The organism is Pseudomonas fluorescens, assembly GCF_902497875.1.
GTDB classification, from domain to species: Bacteria; Pseudomonadota; Gammaproteobacteria; order Pseudomonadales; family Pseudomonadaceae; genus Aquipseudomonas; species Aquipseudomonas fluorescens_BR.
The window spans coordinates 123,148-139,576 of the sequence record NZ_CABVHY010000002.1 but is presented as its reverse complement, the minus strand read 5'-3'; the positions used below and the strand labels follow the sequence as shown (position 1 = coordinate 139,576).

Annotated in this window: 17 protein-coding genes; 5 read left to right on the top strand and 12 right to left on the bottom strand. The window is 58.4% G+C overall.

Annotated features, from left to right (window positions below):
- The first annotated feature begins 163 nt into the window (after positions 1 to 163).
- A complete protein-coding gene (locus F8N85_RS02120) occupies positions 164 to 583 on the top strand; it encodes a MerR family transcriptional regulator (protein ID WP_150802033.1) in 420 nt (139 codons plus the stop codon).
- Here the strand turns inward: F8N85_RS02120 and F8N85_RS02115 are convergent.
- Positions 498 to 1,529: an NAD-dependent epimerase/dehydratase family protein gene (locus tag F8N85_RS02115; protein WP_191636092.1), complete on the bottom strand. Its 1,032-nt coding sequence runs from the start codon at positions 1,527 to 1,529 to the stop codon at positions 498 to 500. The genes F8N85_RS02120 and F8N85_RS02115 overlap by 86 nt on opposite strands.
- A gap of 37 nt (positions 1,530 to 1,566) precedes the next feature.
- Between F8N85_RS02115 and F8N85_RS34485 the strand changes: the two genes are divergently transcribed.
- The gene (locus F8N85_RS34485; RefSeq protein ID WP_191636091.1) at positions 1,567 to 1,851 is read left to right on the top strand and encodes an alpha/beta fold hydrolase; all 285 of its coding nucleotides are present in this window, start codon (positions 1,567 to 1,569) and stop codon (positions 1,849 to 1,851) included.
- 237 nt (positions 1,852 to 2,088) lie between these two features.
- Here the strand turns inward: F8N85_RS34485 and F8N85_RS02100 are convergent, their stop codons facing one another.
- Positions 2,089 to 2,298 (bottom strand): tautomerase family protein, encoded by a 210-nt coding sequence (locus F8N85_RS02100; RefSeq protein ID WP_150802032.1) that lies wholly within the window; start codon positions 2,296 to 2,298, stop codon positions 2,089 to 2,091.
- 72 nt (positions 2,299 to 2,370) lie between these two features.
- Positions 2,371 to 3,105: an SDR family NAD(P)-dependent oxidoreductase gene (locus F8N85_RS02095; protein ID WP_150802031.1), complete on the bottom strand. Its 735-nt coding sequence runs from the start codon at positions 3,103 to 3,105 to the stop codon at positions 2,371 to 2,373.
- Positions 3,106 to 3,253: 148 nt separating this feature from the next.
- On the opposite strand from F8N85_RS02095, the gene F8N85_RS02090 reads away from it, so the two are divergent.
- A complete protein-coding gene (locus F8N85_RS02090; RefSeq protein WP_150802030.1) occupies positions 3,254 to 4,195 on the top strand; it encodes a LysR family transcriptional regulator in 942 nt (313 codons plus the stop codon).
- Positions 4,196 to 4,390: 195 nt separating this feature from the next.
- Here the strand turns inward: F8N85_RS02090 and F8N85_RS02085 are convergent, their stop codons facing one another.
- The 6 genes from F8N85_RS02085 to F8N85_RS02060 form a co-directional block, all read right to left on the bottom strand.
- On the bottom strand, positions 4,391 to 4,789 hold the full coding sequence (locus F8N85_RS02085; protein ID WP_150802029.1) for a GFA family protein: 399 nt from the start codon (positions 4,787 to 4,789) through the stop codon (positions 4,391 to 4,393).
- Positions 4,790 to 4,919: 130 nt separating this feature from the next.
- Positions 4,920 to 5,348, bottom strand: a complete 429-nt coding sequence (locus F8N85_RS02080; protein ID WP_150802028.1) for a bleomycin resistance protein — start codon at positions 5,346 to 5,348, stop codon at positions 4,920 to 4,922.
- 441 nt (positions 5,349 to 5,789) lie between these two features.
- On the bottom strand, positions 5,790 to 7,751 hold the full coding sequence (locus tag F8N85_RS02075; protein ID WP_150802027.1) for an alkaline phosphatase D family protein: 1,962 nt from the start codon (positions 7,749 to 7,751) through the stop codon (positions 5,790 to 5,792).
- A gap of 144 nt (positions 7,752 to 7,895) precedes the next feature.
- The gene (locus tag F8N85_RS02070; protein ID WP_150802026.1) at positions 7,896 to 8,267 is read right to left on the bottom strand and encodes a DUF6124 family protein; all 372 of its coding nucleotides are present in this window, start codon (positions 8,265 to 8,267) and stop codon (positions 7,896 to 7,898) included.
- 479 nt (positions 8,268 to 8,746) lie between these two features.
- Positions 8,747 to 9,076 carry a YkvA family protein gene (locus tag F8N85_RS02065; protein WP_224795615.1) on the bottom strand — a complete coding sequence of 110 codons (330 nt, stop codon included), beginning with the start codon at positions 9,074 to 9,076 and terminating at the stop codon, positions 8,747 to 8,749.
- A 166-nt stretch (positions 9,077 to 9,242) separates the two neighbouring features.
- Positions 9,243 to 9,722 (bottom strand): anti-virulence regulator CigR family protein, encoded by a 480-nt coding sequence (locus tag F8N85_RS02060; RefSeq protein WP_150802025.1) that lies wholly within the window; start codon positions 9,720 to 9,722, stop codon positions 9,243 to 9,245.
- Between the two features lie 176 nt (positions 9,723 to 9,898).
- Between F8N85_RS02060 and F8N85_RS34785 the strand changes: the two genes are divergently transcribed.
- Complete coding sequence (locus F8N85_RS34785) at positions 9,899 to 10,393, top strand: hypothetical protein (RefSeq protein WP_224795614.1); 495 nt, start codon at positions 9,899 to 9,901, stop codon at positions 10,391 to 10,393.
- A 107-nt stretch (positions 10,394 to 10,500) separates the two neighbouring features.
- Here F8N85_RS34785 and F8N85_RS02050 read toward each other — a convergent pair whose 3' ends face one another.
- The gene (locus tag F8N85_RS02050; RefSeq protein ID WP_150802024.1) at positions 10,501 to 11,460 is read right to left on the bottom strand and encodes a LysR family transcriptional regulator; all 960 of its coding nucleotides are present in this window, start codon (positions 11,458 to 11,460) and stop codon (positions 10,501 to 10,503) included.
- 309 nt (positions 11,461 to 11,769) lie between these two features.
- On the opposite strand from F8N85_RS02050, the gene F8N85_RS02045 reads away from it, so the two are divergent.
- On the top strand, positions 11,770 to 13,116 hold the full coding sequence (locus F8N85_RS02045) for an MFS transporter (RefSeq protein WP_150802023.1): 1,347 nt from the start codon (positions 11,770 to 11,772) through the stop codon (positions 13,114 to 13,116).
- Between the two features lie 81 nt (positions 13,117 to 13,197).
- On the opposite strand, the gene F8N85_RS02040 is transcribed toward F8N85_RS02045, so the two are convergent.
- Complete coding sequence (locus F8N85_RS02040) at positions 13,198 to 13,488, bottom strand: hypothetical protein (protein ID WP_150802022.1); 291 nt, start codon at positions 13,486 to 13,488, stop codon at positions 13,198 to 13,200.
- Between the two features lie 189 nt (positions 13,489 to 13,677).
- Entirely contained in the window at positions 13,678 to 16,347 is a 2,670-nt protein-coding gene (gene aceE, locus F8N85_RS02035) for a pyruvate dehydrogenase (acetyl-transferring), homodimeric type (protein WP_150802021.1), read from the bottom strand.
- Positions 16,348 to 16,429 lie beyond the last annotated feature (82 nt).

The window sequence follows — 16,429 nt, the reverse complement described above, 5'->3', positions numbered from 1 at the left end:
GCATACGTATGGCTGTGTTTGAACCCCGAAGGGCGGCTTTATGAACACAGGTGCAATTATTCTGGCGATTTATGGCTGTAAGTGAAGGAATAATGGCAGTGGCTGGCATGTCCTTGGCCCATAGCGAGAGCCATCCATTTAACCGCCGCAAAAGGAATGACCTATGTACATAGGGAAACTGGCCAAACTAACAGGCTGCACGCCTAAAGCCCTTCGGTTGTATGAACAGCTCGGCTTGCTCCCCGCGCCAGAGCGCCGTGGCACCTACCGGGTGTACACGCCGCATCATCTCGAAATTGTGCGCATCATTCGCACGGCACAGTCGGTTGGCTTCAAACTCAGCGAGATGAGCAGGTTGATCGAGGCCAAGAAAAGCCTGGATCACTTTCCACTGGAACTGGCCAATCAGGGCATTGAAAGCAAACGTCTTCAATTGCAGGCGCAAATTGAAGCGCTGCAGATAATGGACGGCCAGTTGATCGCGCTTAAAGGCGACATCAATCGGCTATTTGCTGCGGATACGGCGCAGCGTTGTGTTGAGTCTCGGCTTGCCGCGCCTTCAAGTATTCGAACGCCAGGCTAAGGGCTTCTCCGGGCGGTCGCGGGCGATAACCCAGCTCCGATTCGGCTTTGCTGATGTCGTATTCCTGCTTGATGCCGTAGAACATTCGGACCTGGTTCACCAGCAAGTCCGCAGGTTTGCCGGTCGCGCTGGCCAGGCGCTCTTTCAGCCAGGCTACGCCGAGCAGTAACCATTTAGGGCTGGATGGCGGTACGCGATAGCCGGGAGTGACTCGGTTGGCCGCGCCAATGATCTCGGCCAGCGGCGATGAGTGCTGGTTGGCGAGGATGTAGCGATTGCCCGGGCGGCCTTTCTCTGCAGCGAGGATCAGACCTTGCGCGACATCGCGCACATCCACGAAGTTGAAATGAAAATTGGGGTCGAGGGGGAGTTTGCGCCGTTCAATCGCAGCCAGGAATTGCAGGGTGTCGGTCAGTCGAAAACAATGCGGGCCAATCATCGCCGAGGGTAAAACCGTGACCATCCACAGGCCATGGGTTTGAGCGGTCTGCCAGGCGACTTGCTCCGAGAGAATCTTCGAGCGGTAGTAGGGGTTTTGAAGGTCATCATTCCAGCGTTCTTCAGACCGCGCCTGGCCATCATGACCGACAGCCGCCACCGAGCTGACATACACCACGCGTTTGACCCCGGCCTGGGCCGCTGCTTCCAGCACAGTGCGGGTACCACGCATGTTCACGTCGACAATTTCAGCCTGGGGATCTTTAGCCCAGTGCTGGAACACCGCAGCCACCTGGTAAAGAACCTCGACACCTTCCAGTGCCTTGAGCATCGCGGCCTTGTCCTGGAGCTCGGCGTAGACCAGTTGGCAGTCCAGGCCTTCGAAAGGTGCGGTGTTGCGGGTATCCCGCACGCCGGCCCGGACCTGGTCACCGCGCGCGATCAGCGCCCTGACCAGGGTGTTGCCCAAATGCCCATTGGCACCCGTCACCAAACACAGATTGCCCATCGGTCGTTCCTCGCTTGAAGAGAAAGGAAACTATGGGGTGTGTCCCCAGGGACAGAGTCAAGGTGTCGGTCGGTTATTCATCATCCACACCGAAGGCCGCCCGACGACCGAACGCCTGGGTCAACATCTGCTGCAGCGCGGTGACGGTGGAGTCATTCGGCTGATTGCCCAGACGCAGCAGATTGCTCGCCTCGCCGCTGATATCCCCGGCGCGACGCTGCATATTATCGAGGAGGCAGGGCACTTCCTGATGGAGGACGCGCCTGATGCGGTGGTGGGTTATGTGGCGGAGTTCGCGCTTGCGCATCGCGCGGACACTTGAAGCGAGGCGTACTTGTGGCTAGGGGGTCCAACACAATCCCCCGTAGCAGCTGCCGAAGGCTGCGTTCGGCTGCGTAGCAGCCGTAAATCCTGCTTCCACGGTGTGGCTGGAATACCGCGGTGCCTGATTTTACGACTGCTTCGCAGCCGAACGCAGCCTCGCAGGCTCGGCAGCTGCTACGGATTGCGTAACGTCTTAAACCCCTTCACTACAGGAGGTGGTGCTAGCTGACTAACCCTAGCCGGGGTTGAGGTTTTTGCGGTACTCGGTAGTAGTCATCCCTGCATACCCCCAGTTATCGGTATCCACTTCCTCGATAACGATATGGGTCAGGTCGGGACGCTTGCCCAGGACCCGCTCCAGGGTTTCGGTGATCTCGGCGATGACCTGGGCTTTTTGCTCCCGGGTCACTCCGTCTCGGGTGATGCGCACACTGACGAAAGGCATGATCGTGCTCCTGTTATGTACTCGATTGACCCTGAACCGGGGAACCGTTGGCGGCTCCCCGAGCAACCCTGTTTACCACTTGCCGCTGCTCATCCCGCCATCCACCGCCAGCACCGTGCCCGTGGTGAATTCGGCGTTGGTCAGGTAAAGCACAGCATCGGTGATTTCGCTGATGTTGCCCATACGTCCCAGAGGTTGCAGGGTCTTGAGGAATTCGCGGTGTTCCGGGCTGTGCATAGGTGTGTCGACAATACCGGGAGCCACTGCGTTGACCTTGATGTTATGGGGTGACAATTCCAGCGCCAGGGCGCGAGTGGCCTGGTTGATCCCGCCTTTGATCAATACCGGCAAGGTCGCCGGTACCTGTTGGTTCGGTTGCAAGGCCACGCTCGCGGTAATGTTGACGATGAAACCCTGCTTGCGTGGAATCATGTGCGCTGCAGCAACCTGGGATGGATAAACGAAGCCCTTGAGGTTAGTGCTGATCATCGCTTCCAGGTCTTGCGGGCTGTAGTCAATGAACGGCTTGGCCTGAAAAATCCCGGCGTTGTTGATCAGGATATCGACCTGGCCGAAGGCCTCGATGGCGGCCTGGAACAGCCGCTGGGCGGTATCCGGCTCGGCAACGTCGCCCGCCACGCCGATGAAGCGCGGGGAGTTGCCCAGTTGCTCGGCCGTTTCGCGCAGACGCTGTTCAGTGCGAGCGTTGCCGACCACGTTGTAGCCTTGCTCCAGATAAGCCTTTGCCAGGCCCAGGCCAATACCGCTCGACGCGCCGGTGATTACTACAGTTCTTGGAGAGTTCATGTTGGGTACCTGCAAAAATTGGGTTTCATAGGTTGTCCCAGAGCCCTTTTTCTGAAGGAACTGCTCGGGTTGAATTCACTGTATTTCTTTACTTTTGTTTGATAAATACAGGTCTGAGTACTTCATTTGATCCATGGTGTAATCAATCATGAAGCGACAGTTCGAAGATATTCAGCTGGGCAGCATCGAGTTGTTTTGCCTGGCGGCTGAGTCCGGCAGTTTCACCACCGCAGCCGCGGTCGCCGGTGTCACCCCGGCTGCGGTCAGTCGCTCGGTGTCGCGGATGGAGGCGCGCATGGGTGTGCGGCTGTTCGCCCGAACCACCCGCAGCGTCAAACTGACGGAAAGCGGCCGAGCGTACTTTGAACAGTGCCGCCAGGCCCTGGCCCAGTTGGTCGAAGCGCAACGGGAAGTGATGGGCAAACAACAAACCCCCTCCGGAACCTTGCGCATCAGCGTGCCCACCACCTACGCCCATCACCGCATCCTGCCGTTGCTGCCGATCTTCCGAGCGCGTTTTCCGGCGGTCAAGGTCGAGGCCCACGTCAGCAACCGCAACATCGACTTCATCGAGGAAGGCTACGACATGGCGATCAGGGTCCGGGTCCTGCCCGATTCAGGCTTGATCGCCCGTCATCTGGAAGACGCACAACTGGTCACCGTGGCCAGCCCTGAATACCTGCAGCGTGCCGGTACGCCGCAAACCCTGGACGACCTGCACCAGCATGAGTGCATTCAATTCGAGCTGCCCAGCAGCGGCCGGCACATCGCCTGGTTGTTCAAGGACAAGGGCGAAGACCAGGACCTGCTGACCGCAGGCGGCTATAGCTGTTCGGACGATGTATTGGGCGGCGTGACCCTGGCCAAGCACGGCGCAGGCCTGTTTCAGACCTATAAATTCATCGTTGAAAAAGAATTGGCGGAAGGCTCCCTGATCGAAGTCCTTGAAGCGTTCCACGGACGGTCCCGGCCCTTTACATTGCTCTACCCGGGCGGACGCCACACCCCGTTGCGGCTTCGGGCCTTTGTCGACTTCCTGATGGAATACCGGGCGCAGTGGAGCCTGTCCGAGGGCGAGTTAAAGACGTGATGGTTCAGCTAGCTGAATGGCCCCAAAAGATCGCAGCCTGCGGCAGCTCCTACAATGATCGCGCACACCCGCGAAGTTGCGGGTGGACACAAATCCCGTAGGAGCTGCCGCAGGCTGCGATCTTGGCGATCTCATACGCGCCTAAGCTCTCTGGTTTACACCCCGGTACTAGGTATTTCTCTTAACTGACCAGGATTACGGCGTCTGCGGCCAGTCATCCCCAACACTCACCCAGCAAGCCTTGGACGCAACGAAAATATGCTCCTGCCGAGCAGGCATAAAGGGCGTGTCGAGGGTCCCCAGCGCCACGGCAATCTTTTCGGGATGCTCCCCACTGGTACTCGACCAAAACAGGCTGGAGCCGCAGAGGGAACAGAACTCTCGACTCACCGTTGGCGATGACCGATAAGCGCGAATAACCTCCGCGCCCGTCACGCATTCAAGCGCTGCACGAGGGACCGTGACGTAGGTCGCGAACGCGGCGCCATGAAATTTTCGGCACTGGCTGCAATGGCAATGGCCGGCCTCTTTTATCTCTGCGCGAATTCGATAGGTCACGGCACCACACAAACAACTGCCGGCATAGTCATTCATATATTTACCTTGTGTCGTTCTAGCGAAAGGCATGTGGAATTTTACTACCGAGGACCAAACAGGCGGTAGAAACTAAAAGAAAGTAGAGGAGGATAGTGACTTAAAGAGGTCAAGCAGATACCGCGACCTTTCACAGCCTGCAGGCACGTTCCCCGAGACTCTGCACCAACCGAACCAGATACCCGTCAGGATCCTGGACCAGAAATTCGCGTTGCCCGACTTCCACCGAATCCGCTCGATACCAGACTTCTTCACAGGTCCGGAACAGCGGCCATTGCACCGAGGCCAAACGCTGGAGAATCGGTTCGACCAGATCGACGGCAATCTGCAGGTTGATGCCTCGGCCCAAGGGCGCTTCAAGCACCCCGGTCACCCACTGCCCTTCGAGAGGGTCGTACTGCTCCAGCATCACTTGCGCGCCATCCAGATCAAGGTAGGCAAACCCTACCTCCGGGCGCTCATAAGCCACTCGAAAGCCGATCAACGAGGTCCAGAAATCAAGGCTCTGCTTGATGTCGGCGACCATCAACTCCGGGACCAGCTTATTCCGTGAAAACATACATATCCTTATGTGTTTAACCGTTTGAAGAAAACCAGTCTGCCACCCTGGTCTTGACACAACAAAAATCCAATGTGGGAAATTCTATGGTTGAGGGGAAGCCTTCAACTAACTTTTGGCTGGTATTGGCTTTGCCCATTCAGCAGGGCGAATACGACCCGAGAGGGGAATCTGGCACACCACAACATATGCGGTGTACACGGCACTTGTGGGAGCGAGCTTGCTCCGGGCGGCGTTCCGACGATAGCGGTCTGACAGTCACATCAATCTTGAATGTGCTGCCCTCATCGCGAGCAAGCTCGCTCCCACAGGGGAATCTGGCACACCACAACATATGCGGTGTACACAGCACTTGTGGGAGCGAGCTTGCTCGCGATGCAGGCGCCGCGATCTTTCAGACCAACCGGAGAATGGCGGCCCTGACTGACCGGCATCAGCAGCTTAGCGCGGCTCCTCAGGCCCCACCAACCGCGTCGGTGGTGACCCGTCGGCATTGTGTTGATAAATAGCCTGCGGCTGACCTTTTTCGTTGAAAAACACCTGTCCGATCCCCGCCGAATTCCACAGCCGCTCACCCGCTTCAGCGTGCTCGGGGATGTGCGGAATCACCTGCATCCGTCGACGTTTGGTCAACCAGTTCAGCGGCGAGCGCGGCGAGTACAGCCAGCGATTGAGCCGGTCGAACCATTCCAGCAGTTTCGGCGGAAACTCGTTCTTGATACCGCTGCTGGTGATCTGCCAGATGCGCGGGCCAGCCTTGCGGTGGCGGATCAGCACTTCATAGACAAAGGAGTAATGCACATCCCCGGACAGAATCACGTAGTTCCCTGGCGTGCGAGAGTGGCGGAAGATATTCAGGATCACCTGCGCCGCGCCGCGATGGGCCATCCAGTTTTCCGCGTCGACCAACAGCGGGAAACCGAACCAGCTGAACACCCGCTGTACCGTCTCGATCAGCTTGACCCCAAAGATCGGCGCCGGCGAAACGATGATCGCCGAAGGGTGATCCAGCAGCTCCTGTTGCAGCTCGCTGAGGGCTTCCCAGTCGAGCAGACCCGACGGCTGCTTCAGGGTGAACTCACTGCGCCAGCGCCGAGTGCGGGTGTCGAGCACCACCAGCGCCGGAGTGGTCGGCAACACATACTGCCAGTTCTGAAAACGCAGCAAATCATCGATCAAGTTGTCCTGAGCGACGCAGTCCAGGTGCCGGTCCCGGCCAATGGCCTCGGCACTCAGCGCGCGGGTCTTCTCTAACAAGTCGCCGAACACATCGGGGTTGTTGCCCCAGCCCTGGCAGAGCATGTAAGCCATCAGCGCATTGCCGATGATGCGCTTGGAAAACGGATGGCCGTAAGCCGTCTCCTCCCATTGGGCGCTGAGGTTCCAGTCATCGGTAATGTCATGGTCATCAAAAATCATCAGGCACGACAAGTGCGCGAACACCCGCGAAACACCGCCCAGACCCGCCTTGAAGGCATTAATCCGCGTTTGCTCGAGGTCATAGCGTGCCTTTTCTTCGGACGTGAGCACCGGCGGCTGCGGCTCGATCAGCGTCCAGGGCACCGGCGACCAGACCAGCAGATACATCGCCATCACTTCAGAAAAGGTCACCAAGTGGTTATCGGCGGTACTGCTGGTGAAAATCGGCTTCTTCACCCCACCGAAAAACCGCTCGCGCAGGGTTTCATTGCTTTCCAGTGCCGGCAGCAAATCGGCACGATGGTAGTAACTGGCCGGATGCCCATAGAGCCTGGCGCTGTCCTCGACCACCGCGCCCTCCAGGTACTCCTCGAACAATCCAAGGCGCGTAATCAAGGCATGAATCGCCCGCAACATCGGGCCTGCGACATCGTCCGCGTAGACCTGATCGCCACTCATCATCAACAAGGCCGGACGTTGCTCCGGCTCGGGAGCCTCGGCCAGCAACCGATCGACGCAGAGCAGACCCTCGTCGGCGTAATGATGGGGTTTTCGGCAGGAGCCGTGGAGCAACTGCTTGATGCGGCTCTGCAGGACGAAGTCGGGACAGTGCGAATTTCCGTAGAGCAAATGCGGTGCCCAGTCGGCGATGCCTGATTGCTGGCCGTCTGCTTCGGTGATCAACAGGTCGTACTGAATCGACTGGTCGCAGGGTAGGGCGGTGTCCAGATGCAGGTCGATTAGATGGACAAAGCCATGCAAGCCGATTGGCAGTACCTGACACTGTTGGGTGTCGAGGGGGAATTGAAGAAGCGTTTCGCCACCGCTTGCCTCGACGAAACGTAGACGCAGCGTCAGTTCCAACGCCCGAGAGCCCACCAGCCAAAGCACCAGCCGCGTCGGCTCCAACCGTCGTAGCAGCGGGCCGGCGAGTACGGCGGGTAATGGGGCGGTGTGCTCGGGTAGCAGGGAGGTGGCAGACATCCAGGTTCAAGGCTCTTTGCGCAAAACAGAGCCGGGGATCATACCGCAGGTGGGCGCGGGGTTTGTTGTGTGGCGTTAGTGGACCAATAATCGTGATCAGCGCCCGGCGCCTTATTGCCTTATGACGACGGGCACTTTTTCTGCCTACACCTTCACCGGCTGCTCGCGATCCAGCGTCTTTTCAATCAACAACAACCCCAACTCCATCAGGCTATAAATCGCCAGGGCGAGGTTGCGCTGTTTACCTTCCAGGTCATCGGACAGATCCAGGGTCAGGGTGCTGGCCGAGCAGAAGGTTTCGTAGGTGTGGGCCAGCAAGGCTTCGGGGTTGATGTCTGGGGCGACGGTGAAGAATTGGTTGGGGCGTTGGTCGTTGGGGCGCGGTTTGTTTGATGGTGGTGGGGGCAGGTAGTGATCGAGGGCTCGGTAGGCGGCTGCGTGGAGCTTTTTCGAATCGAGGGATTCGTAGGGTGAGACGTTTGGGGTTTCGGGTGGGTTTGGGGTTACTTTGAACATTCTCTTGCTTCCTTGAGTGGGGCCGCCACCGATTCGCTACTAAACGAAGGGGTGGCGGCTGTACGCAGGTTAGTAGACCGGGGAAACAAGAAGCCGGCGCGCCGAAGCGCCCTGCGCACAGCCACCATCAAGTGCAGGATAGGGAATACCTGACTGAGTGGAGCGTAACGCCTTGTTAACCCCGGGCTACTAAACCCGATCGCTGATGGGCAGCGACTGGAGAACCTTAGTGGCGTGGGGCAAGGCGTACAAGCGGGGGGATTCTGGGGGAATTGTAGGCAGTGGCGCAAGTTGGTGTAGTCAGTGGGGAAGTGATGCGGGTTGAGGATATTCAAGATCAAAAGATCGCAGCCTGCGGCAGCTCCTACGGGGGATGTGTGGTTTGGGCGAGTGGTTTCCATAGCGCGAGCTGCCGGCACTTTATGGATTGATGTGGGGTGGGGGTTTTAAGATCAAAAGATCGCAGCCTGCGGCAGCTCCTACGCGAGGTATTGCCATAGGGCGAACAGGGCGGCGCTCCATAGCAGGATGACGACTACAGCAGCGACTTTGCTGACGGGCCAGGGCTCGTGATTTCTTTCCCAGTCCTGGGCTCGGGCGCGGGAGATGTCGAGGACGTTTTGCGGGATGAAGCGCATCACCAGCAGTATGCCCAGCGGCAGCAGGATTGCGTCGTCGAGCAGTCCGAGTACCGGGATGAAATCGGGGATGAGGTCTATGGGGCTGAGGGCATAGCCCACCACGCACAGCGCCAATAGTTTGGGCAGCAGCGGGGTTTTCGGGTTTCGGCAGCTGAACCATAGGACCATGATTTGCCGCTTTATGACGCGGGCCCAGTGGCGCAGTCGGTTCACTGCAGTATTGATCACTACCAGCCTCTCAAGGTTGTTTTTTGGCCGCGTTCAGCGCAAGACGCTCATTGTTTGTTCAGGCAAAAGGCCGGGGTGCTGTCCCGGCCTTTGCGAGCTGTCTTTGTCAGTGGAGTACGTCATGCAGGACTTCGTAGATGATCCCTGTCGCGACGGCTGCCAGGATCACGTCGGTGCCGGCCTGGAGCCATTCGTACCCGTCATAGTGAGGCAGGCGTCCGATCAGCCGGCCATCGAGCTTTTTTGCAATGCCGGGCGGCAGCGGTTTGCCGCGCGCGAGGTTTTTTTGGATGCCCGGTGGAAGGGGTTGGGCGCTGCCCCAGTATTGTCGATTATCGCCAAGGATGACCCGGATCCCGCCCACATCGATAGACGGGCCACGATCCCAACCGCTATCGCCCTGCTTTCCTTGCCCCTGTTTGGCGTTTGCGCCGTTCGGGATGCCCTTGTTGCCGCTATTGCCTTGCTGGTTCTGATTGGCATGGGGGTTACCTTTGCCATTGCCTGGATCGGCAAGCAGCGCGGGTGAACCGGCGAGCAATGCTGCGGTGGTGAACGTGGCGACTAACAGACGAATATTCGACATGACGTAGATGCCTCTGGAGGAGGGGGCGTGCCCCGCATGCCATTAGATTATGGCCAAGCCTTAAGTTCCTGAGTAGCGGCTGGGTTTAACGCCGGGAAACCTTTGTGCAGGGGGGCGAGAACCTAAATTCAAGGTCCGTGTCTGATGAGGGTGGAATCCAATCGCCGGGAGGCATCATGTTTATAAGAAAGAAAAATTTGATGGTTGTTGCTGTTTGCGCCCTGATGCTTGCAGGGACAGCCATGCTGCCAGGTGAGCTATCGCTCATCTCCTCTGCTCAGGCCGGCAACGGTGGTGGCGGTGGTGGTGGTGGTGGTGGTGGTGGTGGTGGCCACGGTGGTGGCAATGGCGGCGGTAATGGGGGTGGTCACGGTGGCGGTAATGGCGGTGGCGCTGGTCATTCCGGTGGCTCCGCCGGGAATGGTATTGGCAAGGGGCAAAGTAGCGACCATGCCGGGAAAGCCGTCCGGGATAGAGGCGACAGCGGCAACCATTACGGCAGTACGCGCAATGATGACAATGGTCATGGTTCGGTGACATCCGCCGTGGCCCATGACAGAGATACCCGCGGGTTGACCAAGGCGACTGCGATCTCTCGCACCACGCCAGGCGATCACAATACCAAGGGCCTGCGTAACGCTGGCGACTCGAGTACCAAGAACGACCGCTGACGGTTGGTTTGACTGGCCGGTGCCAATGCTGGCCAGTTAAGGGACCTCAGGCTCAACGCAGTCCCCCTACGAATTGCGTGACGCCTTAAAGCATCCAGCCCTGCGCCTCAGCGATCGCCCGCTTCGCGCCGCAGCCTGGCGAACTCCAGCAAGGTATCGGCAAACTCCCGGGCGGCTTCGGTCAGCGGTTCGTCCTTGCGCGTGATGATGCCGTAGTCCTGAGGTTCTACCTTGAACGGCGTGTTGAGTATTTTCAGCAAACCGCTCTGGACCTGCGACTGGACCATGGACTCGGGCAACATGGCGAGCATCGGTCCCGATTGCAGCAGTTGCAGGAAGGTCGGCATCGAGATGGTCTCGACCGTGTTGGTGGGCGTGACCATATCGAACTCGGCGAAGGCACTTTCCATCCGTCGACGTATGGGGGTATTGAAGGGGTACATGACCCACGGCCAATCGCTGAGTTGCTCGGTCGCTACCTCATCGAACTGCACGAGGGGATGGCGACTGTTGACCACCAGGCAGAAGGGCTCAGGCCCTAGCGCACGAAATTCGAACGGTTGCTGAAAACGTTCATCCGTGAAGCGGGCAATGATCAAGTCGAGCTTTTTATGCTCGAGCATTTCCAGCAGTTGATTACTGGTTTGCTCTATCACTTCGATGGACAGCATCGGCCGGTCCAGCTTGATCCTGGTGATGGCCTCGGGCAGCACGACTGCGGTCGCCGCGAAAATCGCGCCGACCTTTAAATGACCATGTCCGCCTTTGCGCAGTTTATTGAGCTGATCGACGAATGATTGTGTGTCGTCCAGGGTTATCCGGGCATAGCGGACCACGAACTCGCCCAATTCGGTCAACGCCATGGTGCGGGTTTGTCGTTCGAACAAAGCGAAACCCAGCAACAGCTCGATGTCGCGCAGCATCTTGCTGATGGCTGGCTGGGTCAGATTCATCAGGTCGGCGGTGGTGTGCATGTTGCGGGTCTTGGCCAAGGTATCGATCAGCGTCAGATGCTTGATCTTCAACCACTTGCTGACGCTGGTGAATGAAATATCGTCGTTTTTCATGAGGCGCTCACGCTGGTTGATAACGGAACGATATCAAACGCTGAATATATGTCATTGGGATTTATCAATCAGATCCACTAGTTTTGCCCAGTCGTCAACGTAGTGACTTCCCCGTAGCAGCTGGCGAAGGCTGCGTTCGGCCGCGCAGCGGTCGTGAAATCAGGCACTGCGGCTAGTTAACCGTGGTGCATGATTTACGACTGCTTCGCAGCCGAACGCAGCCTTCGGCAGCTGCTACGGGCGCCTGCCGGAGGTTCCTGGTAGATAGAAAACAGTGGTCGCTGGACATCTAATAATAAGGCGCAAATCATGACCAGAAATGCAACGAGATCGGACCACGCGGCAGCTATTGAGAGCGCCATCGCCAAGTGTCGATGGAAGTTGTTGCCATTCCTCGCCTTGATGTTCGCCCTGGCGATGATTGATCGTTCCAACGTCGGCTTCGCCAAGGCGGCGCTGCAAACCGATATCGGCTTGAGCAATGCGGCCTTCGCCTTGGGGGCAGGCATTTTCTTCATTGGTTATGCAATCTTCGAAGTCCCCAGCAACCTTATGTTGCACCGGGTCGGCGCGCGAGTCTGGCTGAGCCGGATCATGATCACCTGGGGGCTGGTGTCTGCGGCCATGATGTTCACGCGGGATGAAACGACGTTTTATGTGCTGCGTTTTCTGCTCGGAGTGGCCGAAGCGGGCTTTTCTCCAGGTGTCATCCTGTACCTGACCTACTGGTTCCCGGCTAAACGTCGCGGTCAGGCCATCGGGATCTACTATTTCGGCCTGCCATTGGCCTTGATGGTAGGCAGCCCGTTGTCGGGTTGGTTGTTGGAAATGCATGACATGTTTGGCCTGACCAACTGGCAATGGATGTTTCTGGTGGAAGGCCTGGCTGCGGTCATCGTCGGGATCATTGCGCTGTTCTATCTCAAGAGTAAGCCACAGGACGCCAACTGGCTGACCCGTGAGGAGAAGGCCGCCCTGAGCCAGGAGCTCCAGGCTGAAGACAAGCTCAAGCTGGCCAATGGACCGAGCAGCCTGCTGGGTCTGGTGCGCAACAAGCGAGTGCTGAAGTTCATCCTGATCTACTTCAGCGTTCAGGTCAGTGTGTACGGGGTCATCTTTTATCTGCCGACGCGAATCGCCGAGTTGCTGGGTACCACCGTCGGTTTCAAGGTGGGCATGTTCATTTCGGTGCCATGGCTGTGCGCCGCCATCGCCATGTATTTTGTGACACGCTACGCCGACCGGCATGGGGCGCACCTGAAGATGGCGATGTGCATGCTGGGCATGGCCGCGCTGGGTATTGCCGCCTCGGCATTGCTCAATAGCTTTGCTCCGGTATTGCTGGCCTTCTGCTTTGCAGCCGCCGGTTTCGTGAGCGTTCAACCGTTGTTCTGGACACTGCCGACCAGTTACCTGGGAGGGGTCGCCGCTGCAGGCGGTATTGCTTTGATTGGTTCTATGGGAAATATCGGTGGCTTCGTTGCGCCAATGCTCAAAGCCAATATGGAGGTCTGGTTCACCGATCCCCGTGCCGGGATGTTGTCACTGTCGGCGGCGGGGCTGGTGGGGGTCTATCTGCTCTGGACGTTGCGCGAACCGAAGGTTCAACTGCGGGTCAATCAGGGCCGTGCACACGGGGTTGTGAGCAATACCTAGGCACTCTCGAATTTTTGAGAGCAGGTCTTTAAAAGCAGTCGAAGCCTTCAGGGGCTTCGGCTGTTTTTTCAGAAGGGCGCGTTAATTGATCTGCACAATGACTGGACCTTCCGTGATGACCGGCGGTTTCGCCTGGATATTCGAGGCGTTTTGCTGAATCCAGTCGCGCGCGACTTTCGAGCTCTCATCGGTGCCGGCCTTGTCCGTGCAAACAGTCACCGATATACCGCCATCACCCGTATTCAGCAGTGTGTAGCTTACGAGACCAGACACTTTGCGCAGGGCCGCCTCGACGTCGGCGTTGCGCTGTTCCAGGACATCGAAAAGCTGCTTTGCTCCAGTACCCAAGTAGGTTCTTATAACCGCATACATAATCATCTCCTTTGTGAGTTGCCGTTTTAATGCCAATCCAGACTCGCTGATGGCCGGTATCACTCAGGTTTCAGTTCGTCCCGATGTGTTGAGCTTAGCCAAACGCCGGCGACAAGCGACATGCGACGACCACCGGCAGCTCCTGGCCGAACGCCGCCTCACCCATACCTGGCGCGGCGGTGCGCACAATCAGACTTTGGCTGGGTTCTGTTTCTCCGGATCAATGCCATAAAGGGCAATCGCTTGCGCCACTTTTTCTCTTGGCAACGTGCCTTCGTCGGCCAGGGCCTTCAAGGCGGCTACGGCAATAAAGTGGCGATCGACCTCGAAGAACTTGCGCAGTGATTCGCGGGTATCCGATTGACCGAAACCATCGGTGCCCAGCGCGACGAAACGCCGTTTGGGGACGAATGGGCGGATTTGGTCGGCGAATATTTTCATGTAGTCGGTCGCGACCACCATGGGCCCCTGTTTGTCCTGCAAGCAACTTTCCACATGGCCGACTCGTGGCGTCTCTTGCGGGTGCAGCAGGTTCCAGCGCTCCACCTCCTGACCTTCTCGACGCAGTTCCGTCAGGCTGGTCACGCTCCAGACCTCACTGCTGACGCCAAAATCCGTCTCCAGCAGATGCGCGGCGGCGATGACTTCCAGCAGGATCGAGCCGCAGCCCATCAATTGCACATGCTTGCCTTCGGTCTGTTGGGCCGTGGCCGAGAGCCGGTACATGCCTTTGAGAATGCCGGGTTCGGCACCTTCGGGCATGTCCGGGTGGGCGTAGTTTTCGTTGAGCAGGGTGATGTAGTAGTAGATGTCCTCGTTCTCGACGTACATGCGCCGCATGCCGTCCTGGATGATCACGGCCAGTTCATAGGCGTAGGTCGGGTCGTAGGACACGCAGCAGGGCACGGTCGAAGACAGCACGTGGCTGTGGCCATCGTCGTGTTGCAGGCCTTCACCCATCAGGGTGGTCCGGCCTGAGGTGGCGCCGAGCAGGAAGCCTCGGGCGCGCGCATCACCGGCAGCCCAGGCGAGGTCGCCGACGCGCTGGAAGCCGAACATGGAATAGAAAATGTAGAAGGGCACGGTCATCACGCCGTGGGTGCTATACGAAGTACTGGCCGCGATCCACGAGGAGATGGCGCCGGATTCGTTCAGTCCCTCCTGCATGATCTGACCGTCCCTGGCCTCCTTGTAGTAGCTGAGTTGGCCGGCATCCTGGGGGGTATACAGTTGGCCGACGTGGGAGTGGATACCGATTTGGCGAAACAGGCTTTCCATGCCGAAGGTCCGTGATTCGTCCGGGACGATGGGCACGATCACCTTGCCGATATTCGGGTCCTTGAGCAGCGTCCCAAGGATCCGCACGAAGGCCATGGTGGTGGAAATCTCGCGCTCGCCGGTACCTTTGAGCTGGGTACTTAGAGTCGACAACGGTGGGATCTGCAACGGCTCTGCCAGACTGATTCGTTCTGGAATGTAACCCCCCAGCTGGGTGCGCCTGGCCTGCAGGTAGCGCGCTTCGACACTGTCCGCGGCAGGCTTGAGGTAGGGCATCTCACCCAATTGTTCGTCAGTGATTTCCAGCGAAAAACGATCGCGGAAGGCCCTGATCGCATCCTCGCCCATCTTCTTCAGTTGGTGATTGATGTTCTGGCCTTCGCCGGCTTCACCCATGCCAAAACCCTTGACGGTCTTGGCCAGAATGACGGTCGGTCCACCGCTGTGGCGCATGGCAGCCGCATAAGCGTTGTAGACTTTTTCGGGGTCGTGGCCGCCGCGGGAAAGCTTCCAGATTTCTTCGTCAGTCATGTCGCTGACCTGCTCCAGCAACTTGGGGTATTTGCCAAAGAAGTGCTCGCGTACGTAAGCACCGTTCTGGGATTTGTAGTTCTGATATTCGCCGTCGACGCACTCCATCATGCGCTGGCGCAGCAGGCCGCTTTTGTCCTTATCCAGCAGGGCATCCCAGCCGCCGCCCCAGATCACTTTGATGACATTCCAGCCGGCCGCCCGGTACAGGCTTTCGAACTCCTGGATCACTTTGGCGTTGCCGCGTACTGGCCCGTCCAGGCGCTGCAGGTTGCAGTTGACGACGAAGATAATGTTGTCGAGCTTCTCCCGACCCGCCAGGGAAATGGCCGCCAGGGACTCCGGTTGGTCCATTTCCCCATCGCCCAGGAACGCCCAGACTTTTCGACCCTGGTGCTCCTTCAGGCCGCGATCCTCCAAGTAGCGCATGAAGCGCGCCTGGTAGGCCGCGGTGATCGGCCCCAGCCCCATGGACACCGTGGGGAATTGCCAGAAGTCGGGCATGAGCCGAGGGTGGGGATACGACGACACGCCATCGCGATCGGTCTCGCGGCGAAAGTTATCCAGTTGATCTTCGCTCAGGCGGCCCTCGAGATAGGCGCGCCCGTAGATGCCCGGAGAGGAGTGACCCTGGATATACACCATGTCACCACCGAACTGCTCGGTCCGGCCACGGAAGAAATGATCAAAACCGACGTCGTAGAGGATGGCGGCCGAGGCATAGGAGGCAATGTGCCCGCCAACGTTCGAATATTTACCGGCGCGCAACACCATGGCCAGGGCATTCCAGCGGATGTAGGCATTGATCCGACGCTCCACGGCCAGATCGCCGGGGTAGGTTTGCTGGCGGTCCACGGCAATGGTGTTGACGTAGGGTGTGGTGACTCGGCCATAAAAATCGCCATGCTGGCTGACATCGAAATCCAGCAACTGGTCGATCAGGTAATGGGCGCGAGGGCGGCCTTCGACGCTCAGAACCGATTCAATGGATTCGAGCCATTCGCGAGTCTCTTGGGGATCCTCGTCGAGAAACACTGATTGTTGTGCCATCGTCGTCTCCTGGACAGTGCAGCGCGAGCACCGAGTCGTTCGGTGCCCGGCGAAGGGGATCGGTGCGTGCCGATCCGTCAGA